Annotated in this window: 20 protein-coding genes; 14 read left to right on the top strand and 6 right to left on the bottom strand. The window is 48.7% G+C overall.

The annotated features are described in order from the left end of the window. Positions 1-236 precede the first annotated feature (236 nt). On the top strand, positions 237-1,268 hold the full coding sequence (locus FN001_RS12730) for a 3-deoxy-7-phosphoheptulonate synthase (RefSeq protein ID WP_015552230.1): 1,032 nt from the start codon (positions 237-239) through the stop codon (positions 1,266-1,268). A 137-nt stretch (positions 1,269-1,405) separates the two neighbouring features. On the opposite strand, the gene FN001_RS12725 is transcribed toward FN001_RS12730, so the two are convergent. From FN001_RS12725 to FN001_RS12715, 3 genes are all read right to left on the bottom strand, one after another. Then, a complete protein-coding gene (locus FN001_RS12725) occupies positions 1,406-2,455 on the bottom strand; it encodes a DNA-3-methyladenine glycosylase family protein (RefSeq protein ID WP_142412075.1) in 1,050 nt (349 codons plus the stop codon). A 163-nt stretch (positions 2,456-2,618) separates the two neighbouring features. After that, positions 2,619-3,008 carry a thioesterase family protein gene (locus tag FN001_RS12720; protein ID WP_142412074.1) on the bottom strand — a complete coding sequence of 130 codons (390 nt, stop codon included), beginning with the start codon at positions 3,006-3,008 and terminating at the stop codon, positions 2,619-2,621. Positions 3,009-3,181: 173 nt separating this feature from the next. Further along, positions 3,182-3,421, bottom strand: coding sequence for a hypothetical protein (locus tag FN001_RS12715; RefSeq protein ID WP_242990583.1), 240 nt, complete (start codon positions 3,419-3,421; stop codon positions 3,182-3,184). A gap of 304 nt (positions 3,422-3,725) precedes the next feature. On the opposite strand from FN001_RS12715, the gene FN001_RS12710 reads away from it, so the two are divergent. From FN001_RS12710 to FN001_RS12660, 11 genes are all read left to right on the top strand, one after another. After that, entirely contained in the window at positions 3,726-4,355 is a 630-nt protein-coding gene (locus FN001_RS12710; RefSeq protein ID WP_142412073.1) for a lactate utilization protein, read from the top strand. Between the two features lie 23 nt (positions 4,356-4,378). Next, the gene (locus tag FN001_RS12705; RefSeq protein ID WP_142412072.1) at positions 4,379-4,768 is read left to right on the top strand and encodes a zinc ribbon domain-containing protein; all 390 of its coding nucleotides are present in this window, start codon (positions 4,379-4,381) and stop codon (positions 4,766-4,768) included. Positions 4,769-4,771: 3 nt separating this feature from the next. Then, the gene (locus FN001_RS12700) at positions 4,772-5,467 is read left to right on the top strand and encodes an MBL fold metallo-hydrolase (protein ID WP_142412071.1); all 696 of its coding nucleotides are present in this window, start codon (positions 4,772-4,774) and stop codon (positions 5,465-5,467) included. Between the two features lie 13 nt (positions 5,468-5,480). Continuing rightward, positions 5,481-6,704 carry a hypothetical protein gene (locus FN001_RS12695; RefSeq protein WP_142412070.1) on the top strand — a complete coding sequence of 408 codons (1,224 nt, stop codon included), beginning with the start codon at positions 5,481-5,483 and terminating at the stop codon, positions 6,702-6,704. 34 nt (positions 6,705-6,738) lie between these two features. After that, positions 6,739-7,113, top strand: coding sequence for a VOC family protein (locus FN001_RS12690; protein ID WP_015552238.1), 375 nt, complete (start codon positions 6,739-6,741; stop codon positions 7,111-7,113). Positions 7,114-7,246: 133 nt separating this feature from the next. Continuing rightward, complete coding sequence (locus FN001_RS12685; RefSeq protein ID WP_185911923.1) at positions 7,247-8,521, top strand: dihydroorotase; 1,275 nt, start codon at positions 7,247-7,249, stop codon at positions 8,519-8,521. 147 nt (positions 8,522-8,668) lie between these two features. Continuing rightward, positions 8,669-9,355 (top strand): YjjG family noncanonical pyrimidine nucleotidase, encoded by a 687-nt coding sequence (locus FN001_RS12680; RefSeq protein ID WP_142412069.1) that lies wholly within the window; start codon positions 8,669-8,671, stop codon positions 9,353-9,355. Between the two features lie 286 nt (positions 9,356-9,641). Next, the gene (locus FN001_RS12675) at positions 9,642-10,466 is read left to right on the top strand and encodes a hypothetical protein (protein ID WP_142412068.1); all 825 of its coding nucleotides are present in this window, start codon (positions 9,642-9,644) and stop codon (positions 10,464-10,466) included. A 239-nt stretch (positions 10,467-10,705) separates the two neighbouring features. Continuing rightward, positions 10,706-12,205: a 4-alpha-glucanotransferase gene (gene malQ, locus FN001_RS12670; RefSeq protein WP_142412067.1), complete on the top strand. Its 1,500-nt coding sequence runs from the start codon at positions 10,706-10,708 to the stop codon at positions 12,203-12,205. Between the two features lie 350 nt (positions 12,206-12,555). Beyond that, the gene (locus FN001_RS12665) at positions 12,556-12,768 is read left to right on the top strand and encodes a cold-shock protein (protein WP_015552243.1); all 213 of its coding nucleotides are present in this window, start codon (positions 12,556-12,558) and stop codon (positions 12,766-12,768) included. 502 nt (positions 12,769-13,270) lie between these two features. Continuing rightward, positions 13,271-14,908 carry an ABC-F family ATP-binding cassette domain-containing protein gene (locus FN001_RS12660; protein WP_118297534.1) on the top strand — a complete coding sequence of 546 codons (1,638 nt, stop codon included), beginning with the start codon at positions 13,271-13,273 and terminating at the stop codon, positions 14,906-14,908. 124 nt (positions 14,909-15,032) lie between these two features. Here the strand turns inward: FN001_RS12660 and FN001_RS12655 are convergent, their stop codons facing one another. Continuing rightward, the gene (locus FN001_RS12655; protein ID WP_142412066.1) at positions 15,033-16,391 is read right to left on the bottom strand and encodes an MATE family efflux transporter; all 1,359 of its coding nucleotides are present in this window, start codon (positions 16,389-16,391) and stop codon (positions 15,033-15,035) included. Between the two features lie 440 nt (positions 16,392-16,831). Between FN001_RS12655 and FN001_RS12650 the strand changes: the two genes are divergently transcribed. Further along, positions 16,832-17,389 carry a biotin transporter BioY gene (locus tag FN001_RS12650; RefSeq protein ID WP_142412065.1) on the top strand — a complete coding sequence of 186 codons (558 nt, stop codon included), beginning with the start codon at positions 16,832-16,834 and terminating at the stop codon, positions 17,387-17,389. A 110-nt stretch (positions 17,390-17,499) separates the two neighbouring features. On the opposite strand, the gene FN001_RS12645 is transcribed toward FN001_RS12650, so the two are convergent. Then, positions 17,500-18,243, bottom strand: coding sequence for an SDR family NAD(P)-dependent oxidoreductase (locus FN001_RS12645; RefSeq protein ID WP_142412064.1), 744 nt, complete (start codon positions 18,241-18,243; stop codon positions 17,500-17,502). Between the two features lie 48 nt (positions 18,244-18,291). Next, positions 18,292-19,407 carry an enolase C-terminal domain-like protein gene (locus FN001_RS12640; RefSeq protein WP_118298403.1) on the bottom strand — a complete coding sequence of 372 codons (1,116 nt, stop codon included), beginning with the start codon at positions 19,405-19,407 and terminating at the stop codon, positions 18,292-18,294. Between the two features lie 188 nt (positions 19,408-19,595). Between FN001_RS12640 and FN001_RS12635 the strand changes: the two genes are divergently transcribed. After that, on the top strand, positions 19,596-20,258 hold the full coding sequence (locus FN001_RS12635) for an RraA family protein (RefSeq protein WP_118298402.1): 663 nt from the start codon (positions 19,596-19,598) through the stop codon (positions 20,256-20,258). Positions 20,259-20,317: the final 59 nt, after the last annotated feature.

Raw genomic sequence — 20,317 nt, 5'->3', positions numbered from 1 at the left:
GTACTTGAAGTCCCAAAAAAAGTGTACTATAATAACAGATGTCCCGCACTGACATGTGTGCAGCGCGGGACATTTTTAGAAACGGACACGTCAGCAATTAAAAGCGATAAAGTGTTTCTCGATAAAACGGACGCGCTCATAAAAGCGGACCCCGTAACTGTGAGGGTACTGAACAGTTACGAGCAGGCAATTGGAACGGGTATCCGCAGGAAAATCACATTTTGGGGGAGAAGATCATGTCATTCAATTACAAAAGTTTACTTCCGACACCGGCACAGATCAAGGCGGAGTTCCCGCTGACACCGGAGTGCGTGGAATTAAAAGCAGCAAGAGATAAAGAGGTTGCAGATGTTATCACAGGAAAGAGCAAAAAGTTCCTTGTAATTATCGGACCATGTTCCGCGGACCGCGAGGACGCTGTATGCGAGTATATGAGCCGCCTTGCGAAGGTTAATGAGCAGGTAAAGGATAAACTTGTGATCGTACCGCGTGTATACACGAACAAACCGCGTACCACCGGCGGCGGATACAAGGGAATGCTCCATCAGCCGGATCCGGAGAAGAAGCCGAATATGTACGAAGGACTTGTTGCAATCCGCAAGCTCCATATGCGCGTGATCGAGGATTATGGATTCACGACAGCCGATGAGATGCTGTATCCGGAGAACTACAGCTACCTTTCCGATGTACTTTCCTATGTTGCTATCGGCGCGCGCTCCGTTGAGAACCAGCAGCACCGCCTTGTATCCAGCGGCATGGATGTCCCGGTGGGAATGAAGAACCCGACCAGCGGTGATCTTGGTGTTATGTTAAATGCTGTTTATGCAGCACAGCATGGTCATGATTTCATCTACCGTACATGGGAAGTTGAGACAAAGGGCAACCCGCTTGCCCACACGATCTTAAGAGGTGCAGTCAGCAAACATGGCCAGTGTCTGCCAAACTATCACTACGAGGATCTGGAGCTTCTTTACAGCTTGTATCAGGAGCGGGAGCTTTTAAATCCGGCCTGCATCGTCGATGCAAACCACTCCAACTCCAACAAGCGCTACATGGAGCAGATCCGTATCGTGAAGGAAGTTCTTCACAGCCGTCGTCACTCGGAGGAGATCCACAACTTCATCAAGGGTGTTATGGTCGAGAGTTACTTAGAGCCGGGCAGCCAGAAGATCGGCGAGCATATTTATGGAAAATCCATTACGGATCCATGTCTTGGATGGGATGATACGGAGAAGCTGATCTATGACATTGCGGATGAGATCAAATAAGAGATAGAAATTATCGGTATCAGCGCACAGAAAGAGTACACTGAGAAGAGTAAATAGAGCGATTGTTGAGCCATCGGAATGAAGAACGAAAGTTACCATTCCGGTGGCTTTTTATTCACCAGGAAATTTCGATGGAATCACCTGTTATATTTGATTCCGTTCGTATCCTGCAGTATTTTCTGCGAAAATTCTCTCTCATAAAAGAAGATATACTGCTGCAGCACACCTGCAAATCCCGGATATTTCGAGAAGTTCTCCGCGATCAGCGCCTCGCAGAGCCGCGTTTCCGGGACATGTCCGGTACAGTGGCTTTTCGGGGCATACTCCCGTAGCAGGATCTTTTTGATCCAGGTGTCTACCGGGAAAGCGCCGATATGATGCAGGCCGAAGAGGCAGATGCAGTTGGCGACCTTGACGCCGATTCCATAGCAGGAAAGAAGAGCTTCCATGGAGTCCGCATAGTTCATCCCTCGCAGGCGGTCAAGATCCAGCTTTCCGGAGCAGATGTCCTCGCAGGTCCGCTTGATGTACCTGGCGCGGTAGCCGAGCTTTAAGGCGAGAAGATCATCCAGAGAGGCGCGGTTTAACTCTTCAGGGGATGGAAAAGCATAATAATATCCGGATGAAGGATCTGTGATTGCTGGTGCGGCGGATGCAGATAACTGTTTCTGAAAAGTCGCAGAAGCATGCTGCCCTGCGGATATATCGGAAAACTGCACGTTGGGCAGAATTGACGTGTGGGTACGGAAATTGCACTCTGACGGAATTTTATGCCGTGTTCCATATTTTTCGCTTAGCGCTTCCACCAATGCCCGGATCGCCGGAATCGTTTTCTGCTGTGAGATAATAAACGTAATGATCATCTCCCAGAGATCTTGATTTAAGATCCGTATTCCGCTTCCGAAAGAGGCTGCTTTCGCGAGATACTCATCTGCAGGATCAATAGCACGGATATAAGCATCATAATCTGTTCCAATGTCGAAATAATACTCCCAGTAAGTAAATTCATCATCAGGACAGTGGAAAGTTACTTCTTCCCCATGCTGCTCCACAATAAGAAAATGTCCGCTGCTGATGACCCGATAAGCCGTCTGTGAACGATTCGGATCACACGGAACCATGCGGAAACACTGGCCGGAGTCGGCAATCTGGCGGATGTTGAAGTTTTTTAAAGCTTTTGTGATCATAAAGTCTCCATAAAGATGTATGAAATAGTTCCCGGATAAAGCGGGAAAGTATTTGAAGTTCGATGCAAAATGCGGGAACTACAGGTATCAAAAATACCACCCGGCAGGAAGCTCCAGCGGGTGGTAAAAATGAATTGCATATTTCAGTCTGACGGAAGAAAAATTACTGCTCAGCCTTCTTATTCGCTTTCGCCTGAAACTTCTCATTCTGGATAATGAAGCGCTCGTGGCGGCCTCCGCCGATCTTTCCTTTGGCATCGTAAGCGGCAACATCGAAGACGAGACGGCGTCCGTCTACCTCGACAAGTTCAGTCTCGCACCATACGGTCATTCCAAGCGGTGTCGGCGCGTCATGTGTTACGTTTAAGAGTGTGCCTACGGTACCGCAGCCCTCGTCGAGCTGATCAGCAACGCTCATCCAGGCAGTTTTTTCCATTAAAGCGGTCATAGCCGGTGTTGCGAACACGTCGAGTGTGCCGCTTCCCATTGTTTTTGCGGAGTTTGCGTCAGAGACAACAACTTCCTGTCTTCCTTTTATTCCAGCTTCCAGCATAAGTTAGTCCTCCATGATTAAATAAATACCACAGTTTACAATACCGGAGATCCTGACAGTGACAGCGAAGATCCGGGATTTAAACCGGGAAAGTGTGATCAGCGCGGCGTTATCCTGCCGGACACTGACATATAAAGTATAGAATACTCGTACACGAATTGCAAGAAAAAGACTTACTGGTCTGTGATCATTTTTTTCAGATTCTCAAAAAGTTCCAGATCGGATTTTGTCACGCGGATGTTGGAGGCAAGTTCTTTGCCGTCCGGTTCGATAACCTTAAATTCGATGATCATGTTTTCCTGAATGCCATGTTTGTAGACCGCACGCCAGAAAGCCGGGAATTTCGGGTGGTTTCTGGTAAAGGTCTGCCAGGAATTTTTGAACTGCAGAAACATCATTGGGTTTATACTCAAAATATTTTCCTCTTTCATAAAATTGTGTTTCGGGTAGTCACGCAGCGGGGCGGATGGACGCCGGTGCCACTGTTTGCGCAAGGCACGAACAGTAACATGCCGATGGATTCCAGTATAAAATATTTGAGCAGGAATTGCAAGATATGGGAATAGTATGCTACAATTAGCACTGAGAAAGTGGTTGCTGTATACGGATCGGAATTTCCGAACTGAAAATTCCGCTCAATACAGCGGTGGATTTTGCCGATCCGGAATGCGAAGCATCGGCAAAACGATGGTCAGGCAGTTGTAAAGGAGAGATACAATGCTGGAGGACGCAAAAAAACGGATGGCAGAAAATGTCATCTGTAATTTGAAAAAAAGAAATATGGAGGGGATCTATTGCCGGGATAAGAAAGAGGCAGTGGAAACGATTCTCTCGCTGATCGAACCCGGTGCTTCCATCGGCTGGGGCGGCTCGACATCGATCCGGGAGCTGGGGATTCTGGCTGAATTGGAAAAATCCGGACATGAGATGCGGGATTACCCGATGAAAGATAAAGAGACGATGGGAAATCCGTCCTATCTCGGCTCCTGCAGTGCAGACTGTTTCCTTATGGGAACGAATGCGATCACCGTAAAAGGAGAACTGGTCAATATTGACGGTGCGGGAAACCGTGTGGCCTGTCTGATTCATGGACCCAGACAGGTGATCATTGTTGTCGGAATGAATAAGATAGTGCGGAGTATTGAGGATGGGATCGACCGGATCCAGACGCAGGCCTGTCCGATCATTGCAGATGCTACCGGACGGAAAACGCCATGTGGTGTAAAGGGAGTCTGCATGGACTGCCAGTCCCCCGACTGCATGTGCTGTTCGATCGTTGTTACACGGAGATCCCGATATGACGGACGGATCAAGGTTGTGATCGTTGGGGAAAATTTAGGCTATTAAAATAAAATGACTGGAGGAACCCAATGTTTTTTATTGGCGGAATTACTCAGGGGACAAAAGAGCTTGTTTATAACGCGGCGGCGATGATCTGTGGCCGCTGCGGGAGATATGGACGGTATCAGGTGTTTATGACCTATATGTGCCTGTCCTTTTTCTTTATTCCAATCTTTAAATGGGGACGGAAATATTATGTGAAGACAAGCTGCTGCGGGACCGTTTACCAGCTGGACGAGGAAGTCGGGAAGCGGATCGCTGTGGGAGAGGATGTGCCAATCCGGGAGGAAGACCTTACCCTTGTCTCCGAGGGGCATGATGCTCCGGCCTGGGATGTGCCGGTGAAGCGGTGTTCAAACTGTGGCTACGAGACGAAGGAAAATTTTGAATATTGCCCGAAGTGCGGAAAGAGGTTTTAAGACATGAAGATCACATACATTCATCACAGCGCATTTCTTGTGGAGACGGAATCGGCATATCTATTGTTTGACTATTTTCAGGGAAAGCTTCCGGAGCTTTCTGAGCAGAAGCCGCTCTATGTGTTCGCCAGCCACAGACACCCGGACCACTTTTCAAAGGTGATCTTTGAACTGGAGGAGAAATATCCGAAGATCCATTATATTCTGGCATTTGATATCTGGAGTAAGCGGGTTCCGGAATCTTGTAAAGGAAAGACAGAATTTTTAAATCCGGGACAGGTGCTGGATGATGGGACGCTGAAGGTCGAGGGATTTAAGTCTACGGATGAGGGCGTCGCGTTCTGGTGCAGTGTGGATGGGCTGGAGATCTACCATGCAGGCGACCTGAATCACTGGTACTGGGATGGGGAAGATCCGCAGTGGAATAAGAACATGACGAAGGCGTACCAGAAAGAGATCTCGAAGATGCACGGGCGGACGGCGGATATTGCGTTTTTGCCGCTGGATCCGAGACTCGGCGAGTATTTTTACTTGGGAATCGATGATTTCGTGAAGGAAGTCGACGCGAAGCGTATTTTCCCGATGCACTTCTGGGGGGAATACGATGTGGCGGAGCGGCTGAAAAAAATGCCATGTTCGGCGGGATACCGTGACAGAATCGCGGAGATCCATGAAGAGGGAGAAAGCTGGGAAATCTGAGAGGGGGAATAAAATGCAGCCTGCGACCTCGATGAATATCAGAAAAGTGCAGGATGAAGAAGCGAAAAGAGAACGGTTTGCTTCCTGGTATATTACATTACCTGAAATTCCTGAGTACGAAAAAGAAATGATAGAGAAGTCATTGAAATATAACGTGTGGAAAGAACTCTTAACACTATTCGTTGTTTATATGATTTTATCAGTGGCATGGTTTTTCGGCGCTGGGCTGTATGATCCTTTTCAGAGCATAACAGGCTATAAACTCACAGGAAAAAAGAATGTCATCGCAGTTGTACAGGAAGATGGACAGTCATTGCGTCTGAAAGATCCGAATAAAGGTGAGCATGTACAGTATACACTTGCGGAACTTGGAATGGATCCGGTAAAATATTCTTATGGGAACAGGCTTCAGACATACTGGGAGAAGGAAACGGATGGTGAGTATCATTTCCTTGCCATACTGCCGGAAAAACAGGTATCGAAAATAGAAGGTCTTTATTACGGGGTGATAGGAGTCGGATATTTTGCGATCCTTATTGGCGGAATCAGCGTATTTTTCATTCGAAGGAAGCGGTACACGGGATGGTTTCTGCGTTTCTACGACAGGCTGGAAAAGTTTTATTCAGAGCATGATGTCTGGAGAAAGTACAGTGTTGAAGAGGGATATGACACAATAGATGCCATTATTGCTTACGGAAATGAAAATCAGTTCTCCTTTGTAAAAGAATTTTCCTGTATCCGGCTTACAAGAGAGGAAGAGAAGAGAAAGAAATCAAAGATAAGCGCTATATGGTTGACGACCATAGCCGGCATGACAGGAATCGTGCTGATCATTTCACTGCAGGTGAGTATTGCGTCAGAAATCGAACAAAGGAAAAATGAGGCAAGAACGGCAGCTGTTTTAGAAAAACTGCAGGCTGCGATCAACGAAAAAAGGCCCGGTCCTGCTGATGGATCAGAAAATTACAGCTATGCAGATATGATCGACCGGGCGAGAAATACATTCCCGGAAGAAGATGTTTACTACAAGCTTCTGACAACCGAAGAGTATGTTGCTCTAATTGTCACAACAAAGAAAAAACAAAATGTCTGCTTTGACCGGTATGTACCGGTACATGGCTCGATTGGCGAAGAGGGAACAGAGTATAAGCTTGAAATTTCCATGGTATCGGACGCAATCCAGCCGGATGATATTTTACATAATTATACAGGGATTCTTTTGTCCCCGACACCGTAATGTGGAAACAAGTATAAATTGAGAGGAGAACACCATGAAATTCACATTTGCGCACAACAATTTTAACGTTACAGATCTTGACAAGTCCTTAAAATTCTATGAGGAAGCGCTTGGATTAAAGGAAGTAAGAAGAAAAGAAGCAGCGGATGGGAGCTTTATCCTGGTTTATCTCGGAGACGGCGTGACACCGCACCAGTTAGAGCTCACATGGCTCAGGGACTGGGAGAAGGATCACTATGATCTTGGAGACAACGAGTTCCATCTTGCATTCCGGGTAGATGATTTCGAGGCGGCTCACGCAAAGCACAAAGAGATGGGGTGCATCTGCTTTGAAAATGAGAAGATGGGGATCTACTTTATCACAGATCCGGATAATTACTGGCTGGAGATTGTGCCGACGAGAAAATAATGAAAAGGTCCGACAGCCAGATATATGAAAAATTCACACACCAGGCAGAAATGACGGAAACTGTTCTCACTGGAAAAATAGCAGCCGGTCAGAGATAGGAAACATAGAAACAGATAAAACAGGAGGAGCTAAGATGATTCTGATTAAAAACGGACGAGTAGTAGACGCAAAGAGCAATACCGACGGGATCCTGGACGTTGTCATTGATGGCGGAAAGATAAAGACCATCGGAAAAGTGGAAGATGATGGAAGCTATGAGCAGGTGATCGACGCAGACGGCTGTGTCGTAGCGCCGGGCCTCATTGACGTCCATGTTCACTTCCGCGATCCGGGACTTACATACAAAGAGGATATCCAGACAGGTTCCGCCGCAGCGAAAAAGGGCGGATACACAACGGTTGTCACCATGGCAAATACAAAACCGCCGGTAGACAATGTGGAGACCGTAAAATATATCATCGAAGAAGGAAAGAAGACAGGCATCAATGTTCTTCCGGCCGCCTGCGTTTCCGTTGGAATGAAGGGTCAGGAACTCACGGATATGGATGCCTTAAAGGCAGCAGGAGCCGTTGGATTCACAGACGATGGAATCCCGCTGATGAACGAGAAACTCGTCTACGAGGCCATGAAGAAGGCGAAAGAGTTAAATGTACCGCTGAGCCTCCATGAGGAAGACCCGGCATTCATCTCCGAGAACGGAATCAACGCAGGTGCAGTCGCAAAAGAGCTTGGAATCACAGGTTCCCCGGCACTTGCCGAGGATTCTCTCGTGGCCCGTGACTGCATGATCGCCCTGCACACAGGCGCATCAGTCAATATCCAGCATATCAGCTCCGCCACATCTGTAAAGGCTGTGAAGCTTGCGAAAGAGCTTGGAGCAAACGTGACAGCGGAGGTCACACCTCACCATTTCACATTAGATGAGACCGCTGTTTTAGAACATGGCGCAATGGCGAAGATGAACCCGCCCCTTAGAACCGCGAAGGACCGCGAGGAAATTATTGAAGGGATCAAGGACGGCTCCATCGATATGATTGCCACCGACCACGCTCCGCACAGCGCGGAGGAAAAGGCAGTTCTTCCGGTATGGAAAGCTCCGAGCGGAATCATCGGTCTTGAGACGGCGCTTGGCCTTGCGGTGACAGAACTTGTGAAGAAAGGCCACCTGACCACCATGCAGCTTGTGGAGAAGATGTGCGTGAATCCGGCGAAATTATACCATTTTGATAAGGGATATCTCGCGGAGGGCAAAGATGCGGATATCGTGATCTTTAATGAGAACGAGGAATGGACCGTTACAGATGACGAGATCGCGTCCAAGTCCCACAACACGCCGTTTATCGGAACAAAGCTTTTCGGCCGTGTGAAGTATACGATCTGCGGCGGAAATATTGTATACAAGGATTAAGAACATACAGCAGAGCTCCCTGGCATCGGGCTGATAAGACTCAGAGAATCCGGTTGGGGCTGGGAGCCGGGGGGCAGCTGTTTTCAGCAATGCAGGAGAAGATAAAGCTGAGAATTGTGAGAAATAAAGAACAGGAGAAAACAAGTCATGAAAAAATACCAGGTGCTTCTTTTTGATGTGGATGGAACACTTCTGGATTTCGACAAGGCGGAGAAGATCGGCATCGAGCGGGTACTCACCCACTTTGGCGTACCGGCTACAGAGGAGAACATGCAGAAGTACCACCATCTGAACAAAAGCTACTGGCAGAAGTTAGAGCGCGGTGAGATCACGAGAGAGCAGGTGTTAAGCCTGCGATTTGAGGATTTCTTCAGTGACTTCGGAATCAAGGTAAATGGCGCTGAGGTCGATGGATTGTACCGCCAGACATTAAATGAGAGTGCGTTTCTTTTAGACGGAGTCATGGACCTCCTTAATGGCTTAAAGAATCGCTATGAGCTTCATATCGTTACAAACGGCGTCGCTGAGACCCAGTATAAACGCCTCGCGGCAGCAGGCCTGGACAAGCTGTTTAAGGGAATCTACGTTTCTGAGGAATCCGGATACCAGAAACCGCAGCAGGAGTACTTCGATTACTGCTTTGAAAAGATGGGCAGAAACGACGTGGAGAATATGCTGATCATCGGCGATTCCCTGACTTCTGATATCCGTGGCGGAAACAACGCGGGAATCGATACGTTTTGGTACAATCCGCACCACCAGGAGAATACAGCCGGGGTGCATGTGGATTACGAGGCGGATACGCTGGAAAAGATAGGTGAGATGCTGAGTTGATTTCAGAACGGCAGCAGCAGGCAGTTTTCTGAAAAGTTATGTAAACTAAAAGCACCTGGAATGAGATAATCCATGGAAAATTATTTTGAAGGCGGGTTTTAATGCTGGTACCCTTCAAAATTGCAAAAAGTCATAGCAATACTGAGAAATATTGTCAGACATCTTGACAAATACGAGGATTTTTCTTATAATTAAGCTTTCCCGGAGAGCATTGTCCGCCGCATACGGATCCGGTGAAGGGACAGAAAGAGCGGCGGCGAATATATAGAAATGAGGGGTGTATTTCATGAACAAAAACACGACAGATATCACATTATCAGCTTATTTTAACGACATCGTAATCGGATACTACGAGGACGAGGATCTGGTAAAACAGTTTGGAAGACAGCTTGGTTTCGACGTGGATATGGACACCTTTATGGCGGTCTCTTTCCAGTATCCGTCTGATATGAATGTAAAACCGGAAGACCGTGAGAAGCTCACAGACGCGGCAAACGCGATCATCGCTCTCTCCGACATCAACAAAAAGATCGGCGGCAAACAGATCATTACCTGCGACAGCGGTGACTGTGTGATCCTGATCATGAAAGATAAGTCCGGAATGCGCGACCTGATCCCGCAGATCAAAGAGACTGCTCTTCAGGAAGTTGAAAAGATCGAGTCCGACAGAAAGATCCGTGTCGGCATCGGTACGATCGAGAGCGGCATCAAAGGCATAAAGCATACATACAGCAATGCCCAGGATGCAGTAAAAGCCGGCGAGATCTTCAAGAAAGACCGTGTGATCCTTGAATACATGGGAATGGAGATCTACAGCAGTATCAACCAGATGGTTGTAAACTTCGGCGACCGCCTGACCAGAACCGTATTAAAACAGCTCGGTGAGACTGAGAAACGCGTTCTCGCAAAATACTATAAATGCAAGGAAGATATTGCTGAGACAGCAAGACAGCTCGGAATGTCCGAGGATGATGTAAAAACAAGTTTAAATATGGTGCGCATCAATACCGGTCTTGATGTAAACGATACGGAGGATAACTTCAAGCTTCATTTCATTATGATCGCGAAGAAGGTTCTTGAGAACGACGAGAAGATCAAGAGAAACCGTTAGAGTTACAAAAAGAAACCGTGGAGACATGTTTCATGTTCGCGCAATTCACAGCCCTGCGCATATCCTGTGCCGGGCTGTAATCTTATTTACGCGAACAACGAGCCAAAGTCTGCGCTTGCGCGAGACCTTGGCGACTGTCGCGATAACAAGGGGAAACTCGAGAAGCGTGTTTTCACTTGTTATGGAACGCAGCGTGAACGGACAGAAATGATCTTCCACAGGAAAAGGGGGATGCACATATGAAAACAATGCTGGAGAGAGGAGCCGGAATTCTGATGCCGGTGTCGAGTCTGCCGTCTCCGTATGGGATCGGTACATTCGGTGCCGCCGCGTATGAGTTTGTAGACTTTTTAAAGAGAGCGAGACAGAAATACTGGCAGGTTCTGCCGGTCGGACCGACAAGCTACGGGGACAGCCCGTATCAGTCGTTTTCCGCGTTTGCGGGGAATCCGTATTTTATCGATCTGGACACACTAGTGAAAGAGGGACTGCTCACACAGGATGAGATCAACGCCTGCTACTGGGGCGATAATCCGACCCAGGTGGCATATGATGCAGTGTTCTGGTACCGTTTCCCGCTGCTTAAAAAAGCGTATGCGAGAAGTGAGTACCGGGAGGAACAGGGCTACGAGAAGTTCTGCATGGACAGCTGGTACTGGCTGAACGATTACGCGTTCTACATGGCACTAAAGTTCCATTTTGATAATAAAGAATGGCTGGCCTGGCCGGAAGACATCCGCTTCCGCAAAAAAGAGGCAGTGGAGTCCTACCGTGAGGAGTTAAAGGACGAGATCGACTTCTGGAAATTCCTGCAGTATAAGTTTTACCAGCAGTGGGGAAAACTCCGCACATACGCGAATGAACAGGGAATCTCCATCATCGGTGATATTCCGATCTATGTGGCGCTTGACAGTGCGGACGTCTGGACACATCCGGAATTATTCCTTCTGGACGAGGAAAACCTGACTCCGCTCAAGGTTGCCGGAGTTCCGCCGGATGCCTTCAGTGAGACGGGACAGCTCTGGGGCAACCCGCTGTACCGCTGGGATGTCCAGGAAAAGACGGATTTTGCATGGTGGAAGGAGCGTATGAAAGCGTCCGCCCGCCTGTATGATGTAGTCCGCATCGACCACTTTATCGGCGTGACCCAGTATTACGCGATCCCGGCCGGTTCCGAGGACGGAAAGACCGGAGAATGGTTAAAGGGACCGGGAAAGAAACTCACGGATGCGATCAACATGGTCATCGGTGACACGAAGATCATCGCGGAGGACCTCGGGATCTTTGTTCCGGAAGTCAAGGAGCTTCTCGAGGAGACCGGCTATCCGGGAATGAAGATCATCGAGTTTGCATTCAGCGGTGACCGCTTCAATGAGCATCTTCCGCATATGTACTCTCCGAATTCTGTCGTTTACGGCGGAACCCACGACAATGAGACTCTGGTGGGCTATTTTAAGCCGGAAGAGCGCCAGTGGTGGGAATTACAGTACATTGCGGATTACATGGGCGTCTCCCATCAGCATGAGGTCGTAGACAAGGTCCTGAAGACCGCCTATGCGTCTGTCGCGAGTGTTGTCATCTTCCAGGCTCAGGATATCCTGAAACTGGACAACTGGGCGAGAATGAACACGCCGGGTACGGTCGGAAACAACTGGAGATGGAGAATGAAACCGGGCGAACTGAACCAGGATCACATCAACCATCTTTCATGGCTTGTGGATACATTTGGACGGTTCTGACGGTGCGGTCACAGGACAAAAATACCGAGTGACAGAGTCGGCTTTTGTCGATAACAACAGATGTGTGCCGTACGCGGTACAGTGCCGGAAAATAAGGAAAAACGGGCGGTTTGTAAGGGGAAAACAGACCGCCCGTTTCTTGGAAATTCGATTGACACCGGACCGGAATTGTGATATTGTTAAGTTAATTCCGATGCACTATTGAACTCACATGTTTTTGTAAGTCATTTGCGCGATACGATGAATTACAAAAGCATGTGAGTTTTTTGAAATAAAGACCATCAGCGATGTGTGGAGATTTCCAGTAGGGCTTAGTACGGAAAAATTCAATTTTTTATGGAGGTACCAAAATGAACAACGGTACAGTTAAGTGGTTCAATTCTGAGAAAGGCTACGGATTCATCTCCAACGACAACGGCGGCGACGACGTATTCGTACACTTCTCCGCAATCGTAGGCGACGGCTTCAAGACTCTTGAAGAGGGCCAGAAGGTTACTTTCGACACAGAGCAGGATCCGAAGAACAGCAAGAAGCTTCGCGCTGTTAACGTAGTTAAACTCTAATTCGAATAAAAGAGAAAACAAAGAGCTGCCGTTCCGGGAATATCCGGAGCGGCGGTTTTTTGTTTGTTTAACAGGAAATTCCGATGGAACTTCCTGTTAAATAAAAAGGCATTGCATGCCTAAGATGCGCGCTCACGTGAAGATGAAGGATGTCGCAGGCGACCGCGCTCGGCGCGAGAATGTGCCAGGGCATATTCTTTTTATGATAGAAATTTCTGCACCTCTATAAAATTTCCCCCTAAAACAGGCTTTTTTCAAGAAAAGCCTTGCAAAATGCGGCATTTCCTAATAGAATAAGAAGGACTTTGGTAACTGCTCGGCTTGATTTTATGATTTGTGGACAGTTGCCATTTTGATTATGCCCGGATATATCGATCTGCGGCAGAGTGTTTGTGCCCGGCGCGGGATGCGCTAAGGCGCATTTTGTGTTATGATCCACATTGTACGTGGATCCGTAAGTATTTCACAGGTACCCCTTGTCAGTCAAAAGGAGATTTAGAAAATGATTAGTGCAAATAATGTGACACTCCGTGTCGGCAAAAAAGCTTTATTTGAAGACGTAAACATTAAATTTACAGAAGGAAACTGCTACGGTCTCATCGGTGCCAACGGTGCCGGAAAGTCCACGTTCTTAAAGATCTTATCCGGTCAGCTCGAACCGACAAACGGTGAGGTTGTGATCACTCCGGGCCAGCGTCTTTCTTTCTTACAGCAGGACCACTTTAAATACGACGAATATACAGTTCTTGATACCGTTATCATGGGCAACAAGCGCCTCTACGATATCATGAAGGAAAAAGACGCGATCTACGCAAAAGAAGAGTTCACTGATGAGGACGGGATCAAGGCAGCAGAACTTGAGGGCGAGTTCGCAACAATGAACGGGTGGGAAGCAGAGTCTGACGCTGAGAACCTCTTAAACGGTCTCGGAATCGAGACAGAGCTCCACTACAAAATGATGAAAGACCTCCTCGGCGCGCAGAAGGTCAAGGTTCTCCTCGCACAGGCGTTATTCGGCAACCCGGATATCCTGCTCCTCGACGAGCCGACCAACCACCTGGATCTCGATGCGATCGCATGGCTCGAGGAGTTCCTGATCAACTTCGAGAACACGGTCATCGTTGTATCCCATGACCGTTACTTCTTAAACAAGGTCTGCACACAGATCGCTGATATCGACTACGGCAAGATTCAGCTCTATGCCGGAAACTACGACTTCTGGTTCGAGTCCAGCCAGTTAATGATCAAGCAGATGAAGGAAGCAAACAGAAAGAAAGAGGAGAAGATCAAAGAGTTACAGGAGTTCATCCAGAGATTCTCCGCGAACGCTTCCAAGTCCAAACAGGCGACATCCAGAAAACGTGCCTTAGAGAAGATCGAGCTCGATGAGATCCGTCCGTCCAGCAGAAAATACCCGTATATCGACTTCCGCCCGGCGCGTGAGATCGGTAATGAAGTGCTTTCTGTTGAAGGACTTACAAAGACGATCGACGGTGTAAAGGTTCTTGACAACATCTCCTTTACACTCGGAAGAGAAGATAAAGTTGCACTTGTAGGCCCGAACGAGATCGCGAAGACAACACTCTTCAAGATCCTTGCAGGCGAGATGGAGCCGGATTCCGGAAGCTACAAATGGGGTCTCACAACGACTCAGGCGTACTTCCCGAAGGACAACAGCGCCGAGTTCAACAACGATGATACGATCGTAGACTGGCTGACCCAGTATTCCCCGGAAAAGGATGTTACTTATGTCCGCGGATTCCTCGGAAGAATGCTGTTTGCCGGTGAAGACGGTGTGAAGAAGGTAAAAGTTCTCTCCGGTGGTGAGAAAGTGCGCTGTATGCTCTCCAAGATGATGATCTCCGGCGCGAACGTGCTGATGTTCGATGAGCCGACTGACCATCTCGACATGGAGTCCATCACTGCGTTGAACAACGGAATGAAGAAGTTCCCGGGTGTGATCATCTTCTCCTCCCGTGACCACCAGGTTGTAGAGACAACTGCAAACCGTATCATGGAGATCGTCAACGGACAGCTGATCGATAAGATCACAACCTACGACGAGTACCTTGAGAGCGATGAGATGGCGAGAAAGAGATTCACATATACTCTTACTGAGAGCGAAGAGAATGATGACTGATCTTGCGGCCTGACTGATCTGCCATAAAAATCAGCAGCGCGTAAAAATAAAAAAAGAGCACAGGTTCTGTGGATTCCATGGATTAAACTAAGGAATCTACAGAGCCTGTGCTTTTTTGATCAAATCAGTTTTTCCCGGCTTTTGCCAGGATCCCCTTCATTGAAACGATATATACGATGGCCGATACGACCGGTCCGGCGATATCAGAGACCGGTTCTGCAAAGAATGCCGCTTCCGCGCCGAACATTGCAGGCAACAGGAACAGGGAGACGAAATATAAGCCCTTTCGGAAGAATGAGAGCGGCAGAGCGACCTGCACCTGACCGAGCCCGGTGAAACCGTCGACGATCTCATACTGGAACGCCAGCGGGATGATCGCCAGCGTGAAGATCCGGATCGCCCGGAGCGCCTCAGCGGCAACCGTCGGATCGGATGTAAAGAGACGGACGAACAGGCCGCCGACGGTGCGTGCGAGGATAAACAGCAAGGTGGTGTACGCCGCTGCCAAGATAAAGATATATTTCTGGGCACCTTTTACGCGGTCGGTGTTTCCTGCTCCGAAATTGTAAGCGAGGACCGCCTGGGTTCCGCTCGTGATGCCCCCGAGAGGCATAGTGACGACCAGCATGAAGCTCTGCGCGATCGTCGCGCAGGTGATGAGAAGATCGCCGCGTGCCGCACCGCCGTATTTCTGAAGGATCGCGTTCATCGTGATGATCATGACATTGTCCATCGCGATGATGATGAATGGGGTGAAGCCGATCGTCAGGATCCTGCGTATCAGCCGCCAGTCATAACCGCCGAAAGTGATGCGTACCGGCACAGTCTTTCCGAAGAGCGTTTTCAGCACGAAGGCGCAGCTTGCCGTCTGGGAGAGGATTGTTGCCGTCGCGGCGCCGGAGACGCCCATGTGAAAACCGAAGATAAATACAGGATCCAGGACAATATTTAACACCGCACCGATGATGACGGAGTACATACCGGTTTTCGCAAATCCCTGACAGATGATAAACTGATTCATGCCGGTTGACATGAGCGCGAATACGGTCCCTGTCAGATAGATCGTAAAGTACGCGTTTGCGTAGGGCAGTGTGGTGTCGCTCGCACCAAAATACCGCAGCATCGGGATCCGGATCGGGTAGATACAGGCGACCATGAGGACAGAACACAGCGCGAGCATTAAAAAACAGTTGGCGAGGATCCGTTCGGCGGCCTTGTTATCGCCTTGTCCCATCTTCATGCTCATAAGCGGGGCACCGCCGATCCCGACGAGAAATGCGACGGAGCCGATCATCGTCACAACGGGACCGCAGACACCGGCCCCGGCGAGCGCCATATCGCCGGAAACAGGGATGTTTCCGATATACATGCGGTCAACGATGCTGTAAAGAACGCTGACAAACTGCGCCAGCATACTGGGGACCGCGATGCGGATCACAAGTTTTTTTATATTGTCACGGCCGAGATCATTTTCTGCTGCCATAATTACCTCCTGATGATTTACTCCAGGTCGAAAACAGGATGTGTGTAAGATCTGGTGTGATCCTGATCAGTGCAGGCTGAGATCAGCTGCATGTGGCTGTAAAAGACCTCTGAATGTGTCGGAACATGATCTTTTTCAGGATCACAGCCCATAGAGTATAGCACGATTTCCGGAAGTGGTAAATGGAATGAAAGAAGATTGTAAATTACTTTTTTCCGGGAAGAAGGATCTGGATGCGGCGGCATTTGTCAACAATGGGACAAAGAAATGTAAACTATAAAACAAAAACAAGTTGACAAATGGACGAAACATGCGTATGATATGGGAAGAGTCAATCATAACAATTCCATCTTGAGATACATATGCCGGAATGCGAATCCAGAAGATCCACAGTTCAGATCACGGCAGCGGAAACGATGGATGTTGGGAGGAAAATAAAAATGGAAAACACAGCAGCAAAACACCACATGTCAACTGCACAGATGACGGTGACAGCGCTGATGACAGCGATCACCTGTATTCTTGCCCCGATGGCACTTCCGATCCCGGTAAGCCCGGTACCGATCAGTCTGACAAACCTGGTGATCTTCTTTATGGCATATATTCTTGGAACAAAGCTTTCCGTAGCGAGCTATGTCTTATATCTGCTCCTGGGAACCGTAGGACTTCCGGTATTCTCCGGATTTTCCGGCGGTGTCGGCAAGCTTCTCGGACCGACCGGCGGATATCTCATCGGTTTCATCTTCCTTGCAGCGATCTCCGGCTTCTTCGTTGAGAAGTTCCCGGCAAAGATCTATATGCATGTGATCGGCATGATCCTCGGTATGGCAGTCTGCTACGCGTTTGGTACGGCATGGCTTGCAGGCCAGCTTGGAATGAGCTTTGTCGCAGGACTCGGAGTCGGCGTGATCCCGTATCTTCCGGGCGATACCGCAAAGATCATCATCGCGATCATCGCAGGACCGCAGATCCGCAAGGCAGTATCCAGATTCATGTAGGTATTTCATAAAACTCATATACATCTAAAAAAGTCCGCAGCAATTTTTATGCTGCGGACTTTTTGATGACCGGGGAAATTTGTGGAATCTCCGATCCGGACAAAACCGGATCAATATCCGTAAGCCAGTGCGCCTCCATCAACCGCGAAATCCTGCCCGGTGATGTAGGTGGCACCGTCGCTGATCAGGAACTTAGCCATTGCACCGAGATCCCTGGTATCGCCGAACGCATGAACCGGCATTCTTGCGAGGATCGCGGCTTTTCTTTCTGGAGTCATGACCTGCTTGTTCATCTCACTCGGGAACCAGCCCGGCGCGATGCTGTTGACACAGATGTTGTCGTTTGCCCACTCGATGGCGAGCCCGCGTGTCAGACCGCAGACCGCAGATTTGCTGACGCAGTACGGAACGACTTCGGTGAAGCCGAGATGCGCGGCCATGCTGCTGATATTGATGATGCGTCCTTTATGTTTGCTCTCTTTTAAATACGGGTAGCAGATCTGGCTCAGTGCGAACAGACTTGTCACGTCCACATCCAGGATCTTTTTAAAGTCATCCATCGGGAAAACTTCCGCGCGTGCCTTTTTGGTGATCCCGGCATTGTTTACGAGAAAATCGAGACCGGATTTTCCTGCGATCTCTCCGATCAGCTTTTTCATTGCATCATAATCCGTGACATCTCCCTTTACATGGATCACGCCGGGAGCAGACGGCGCAAGACCTTCTTTTTCCTTTCCGGTACGGCTGATCACATATACGGTTGCCCCGTTTTCGGCCAGTACATTTGCGATCGCGTATCCGATCCCGCTGCTTCCGCCGGTAACGATACCGGTGCGTCTCTCAAATTCTTTCATGATGATATATGCCTCCTCAAAATCAGAAAACAGATCGAAGATCTGTAGTTATAAGCTCTGGCAGCGATAGCTGTGACAGTTTTCGTTGATCAGATCCCAGTCGAGCTCGGCCCCGACACCAGGTTTGTCAGGTACATAGATATATCCGTCGCGGATCGGCAGATCACCTTTCATGGGAAGTCTGTAGTTATCTTCCGGAACAAAGTACTCGAAATATTTACAGTTCCGGATGCTGCAGCTTACATGCACGTTTGCAAGATCCATGTAATTCATGGTCGTTGTGTGGATCTCACAGTTTAATCCGAAGCTGTCTGCCATGTGGGCAATCTTTAAAGTCCCTGTGACGCCGTCCTTCCAACTTACATCTGCGCGGACGATATCAGCTGCATGCTGTGCCACACTCTGCGCAACGCCCCAATGACAGCCTCTGGTCGTCTCTGTAGCGGCGATCGGGATGTCTACGGTCTTGCAGAGTTCGGTGTATTTGTAAAGTTCGAAATCGCGGAACGGCTCCTCAAACCATTCATATCCAAGCCGCTCCAGCTGTCTTGCGACACGGATGGCATCGTCCAGCGTATACTCGCCGACCGGGTCACTCATGAGCGTATAATCCGGACCAACGGCTTCCCGGACAGCTTCGTGGACTTTCATGTCAAATTCGACCGGTCCGCCCGGATGTGCCTTGTATCCTAAAATCCCTTTGCTCTTATAATAAAGTGCTTCGTCGACATATTCCTGCACAGTGGCGTGGAAATTTCCGCTGGCATATACCGGAAGCTTTGTGCGGTAAGCGCCGATATATTTATAAAGCGGAAGACCGGCTGCCTTTGCACACATATCCCAAAGTGCGACATCCACCGGACCCGGAAGAAATACAGGGAAGAATGCTTCGTGACGGTCAACATTCCACAACTCATAAAAGATCGCCTCATGATCGTGCGGATCACGTCCGAGCAGGATCGGAGCGATACTGTCGTGGAGATAACTTTCGGTTACACCGCCGCTGCGGGCAGCCATACAGGTTGCGATCCCTTCGGTTCCGTCATCTGCGGTCAGCCGGATCGCGAAAACATCCCAACCCATTTTGGCGCCGCCCTGGCGTTTTTCGTCGAAGAGACATTTATCACGGGTTACCCACCATGTCTCGAACTTTGTAATGATCATAATGATTCTCCTGAAATGAATAAAGTCTCTGCACTGTAAGATAAAAACTCCATTCCGGAAGCTTTCAGCGCAGAATGTCACAATTACACAACATAGATATATCACAACACCAAATTTGATGATTGAATTATATCACATATTGCACTATAATACAAATATAATATAGAAAATAAAGGAGAAAGTGCACAATGAGCAAGTGGAACGACGACAAAGAACTCTTTAAGCTTATGAAAGAAAAACTCTATACTCCGGTCGTAGGAGACATCCTTGATACCATGGGATATAATCACCAGTTCCTGCCTCCGGAGATCATGCCGTTAAAAGATGACATGAAACTGGCCGGGAGAGCGTGTACGATCCTGGAACATAATGTATATGAAGCACAGAAAAAGCCGTTTGGACTTCTGACGGAAGCACTTGACCAGCTGAAGGAAGATGAGATCTATATAGCGACGGGAGCGGGAAACAGCGCTCTCTGGGGAGAACTCCTCACGGCGACAGCCAGGACACGCGGAGCTGTGGGAGCAGTTCTTGATGGATATACACGTGACACTCCGCAGGTCCTTGCACAGAATTTCCCGGTATTTGCAAGGGGACGCTGGGCACAGGACTCTTCGATCAGAACGAATGTGGTGGACTTCCGCTGCACGATCGAGATCGGCCAGGTTACGATCCACGATGGTGACATTGTGTTCGGAGACATGGACGGTGTGCTGATCATTCCGAAAGAAGTAGAAAAAGAATGTATCGAGAAGGCGTTTGAAAAAGCAGCGGGTGAGAAAAAAGTCCGCAGTGCGATCGAAGGCGGGATGAGCGCGACGGAAGCGTTTAAAGTATTTGGCATCCTGTAATAAAGAGGACGAATATTAAAAACGAAGACAAAAAAGACGGGCTGCCGTGATCCGGAATC

The sequence above is a fragment of the Clostridium sp. Marseille-P7770 genome, assembly GCF_902143525.1.
Classification (GTDB): Bacteria; Bacillota; Clostridia; order Lachnospirales; family Lachnospiraceae; genus Pilosibacter.
Note: the sequence above shows the minus strand (reverse complement) of the source record. Positions and strands in the feature narration are given on the sequence as shown.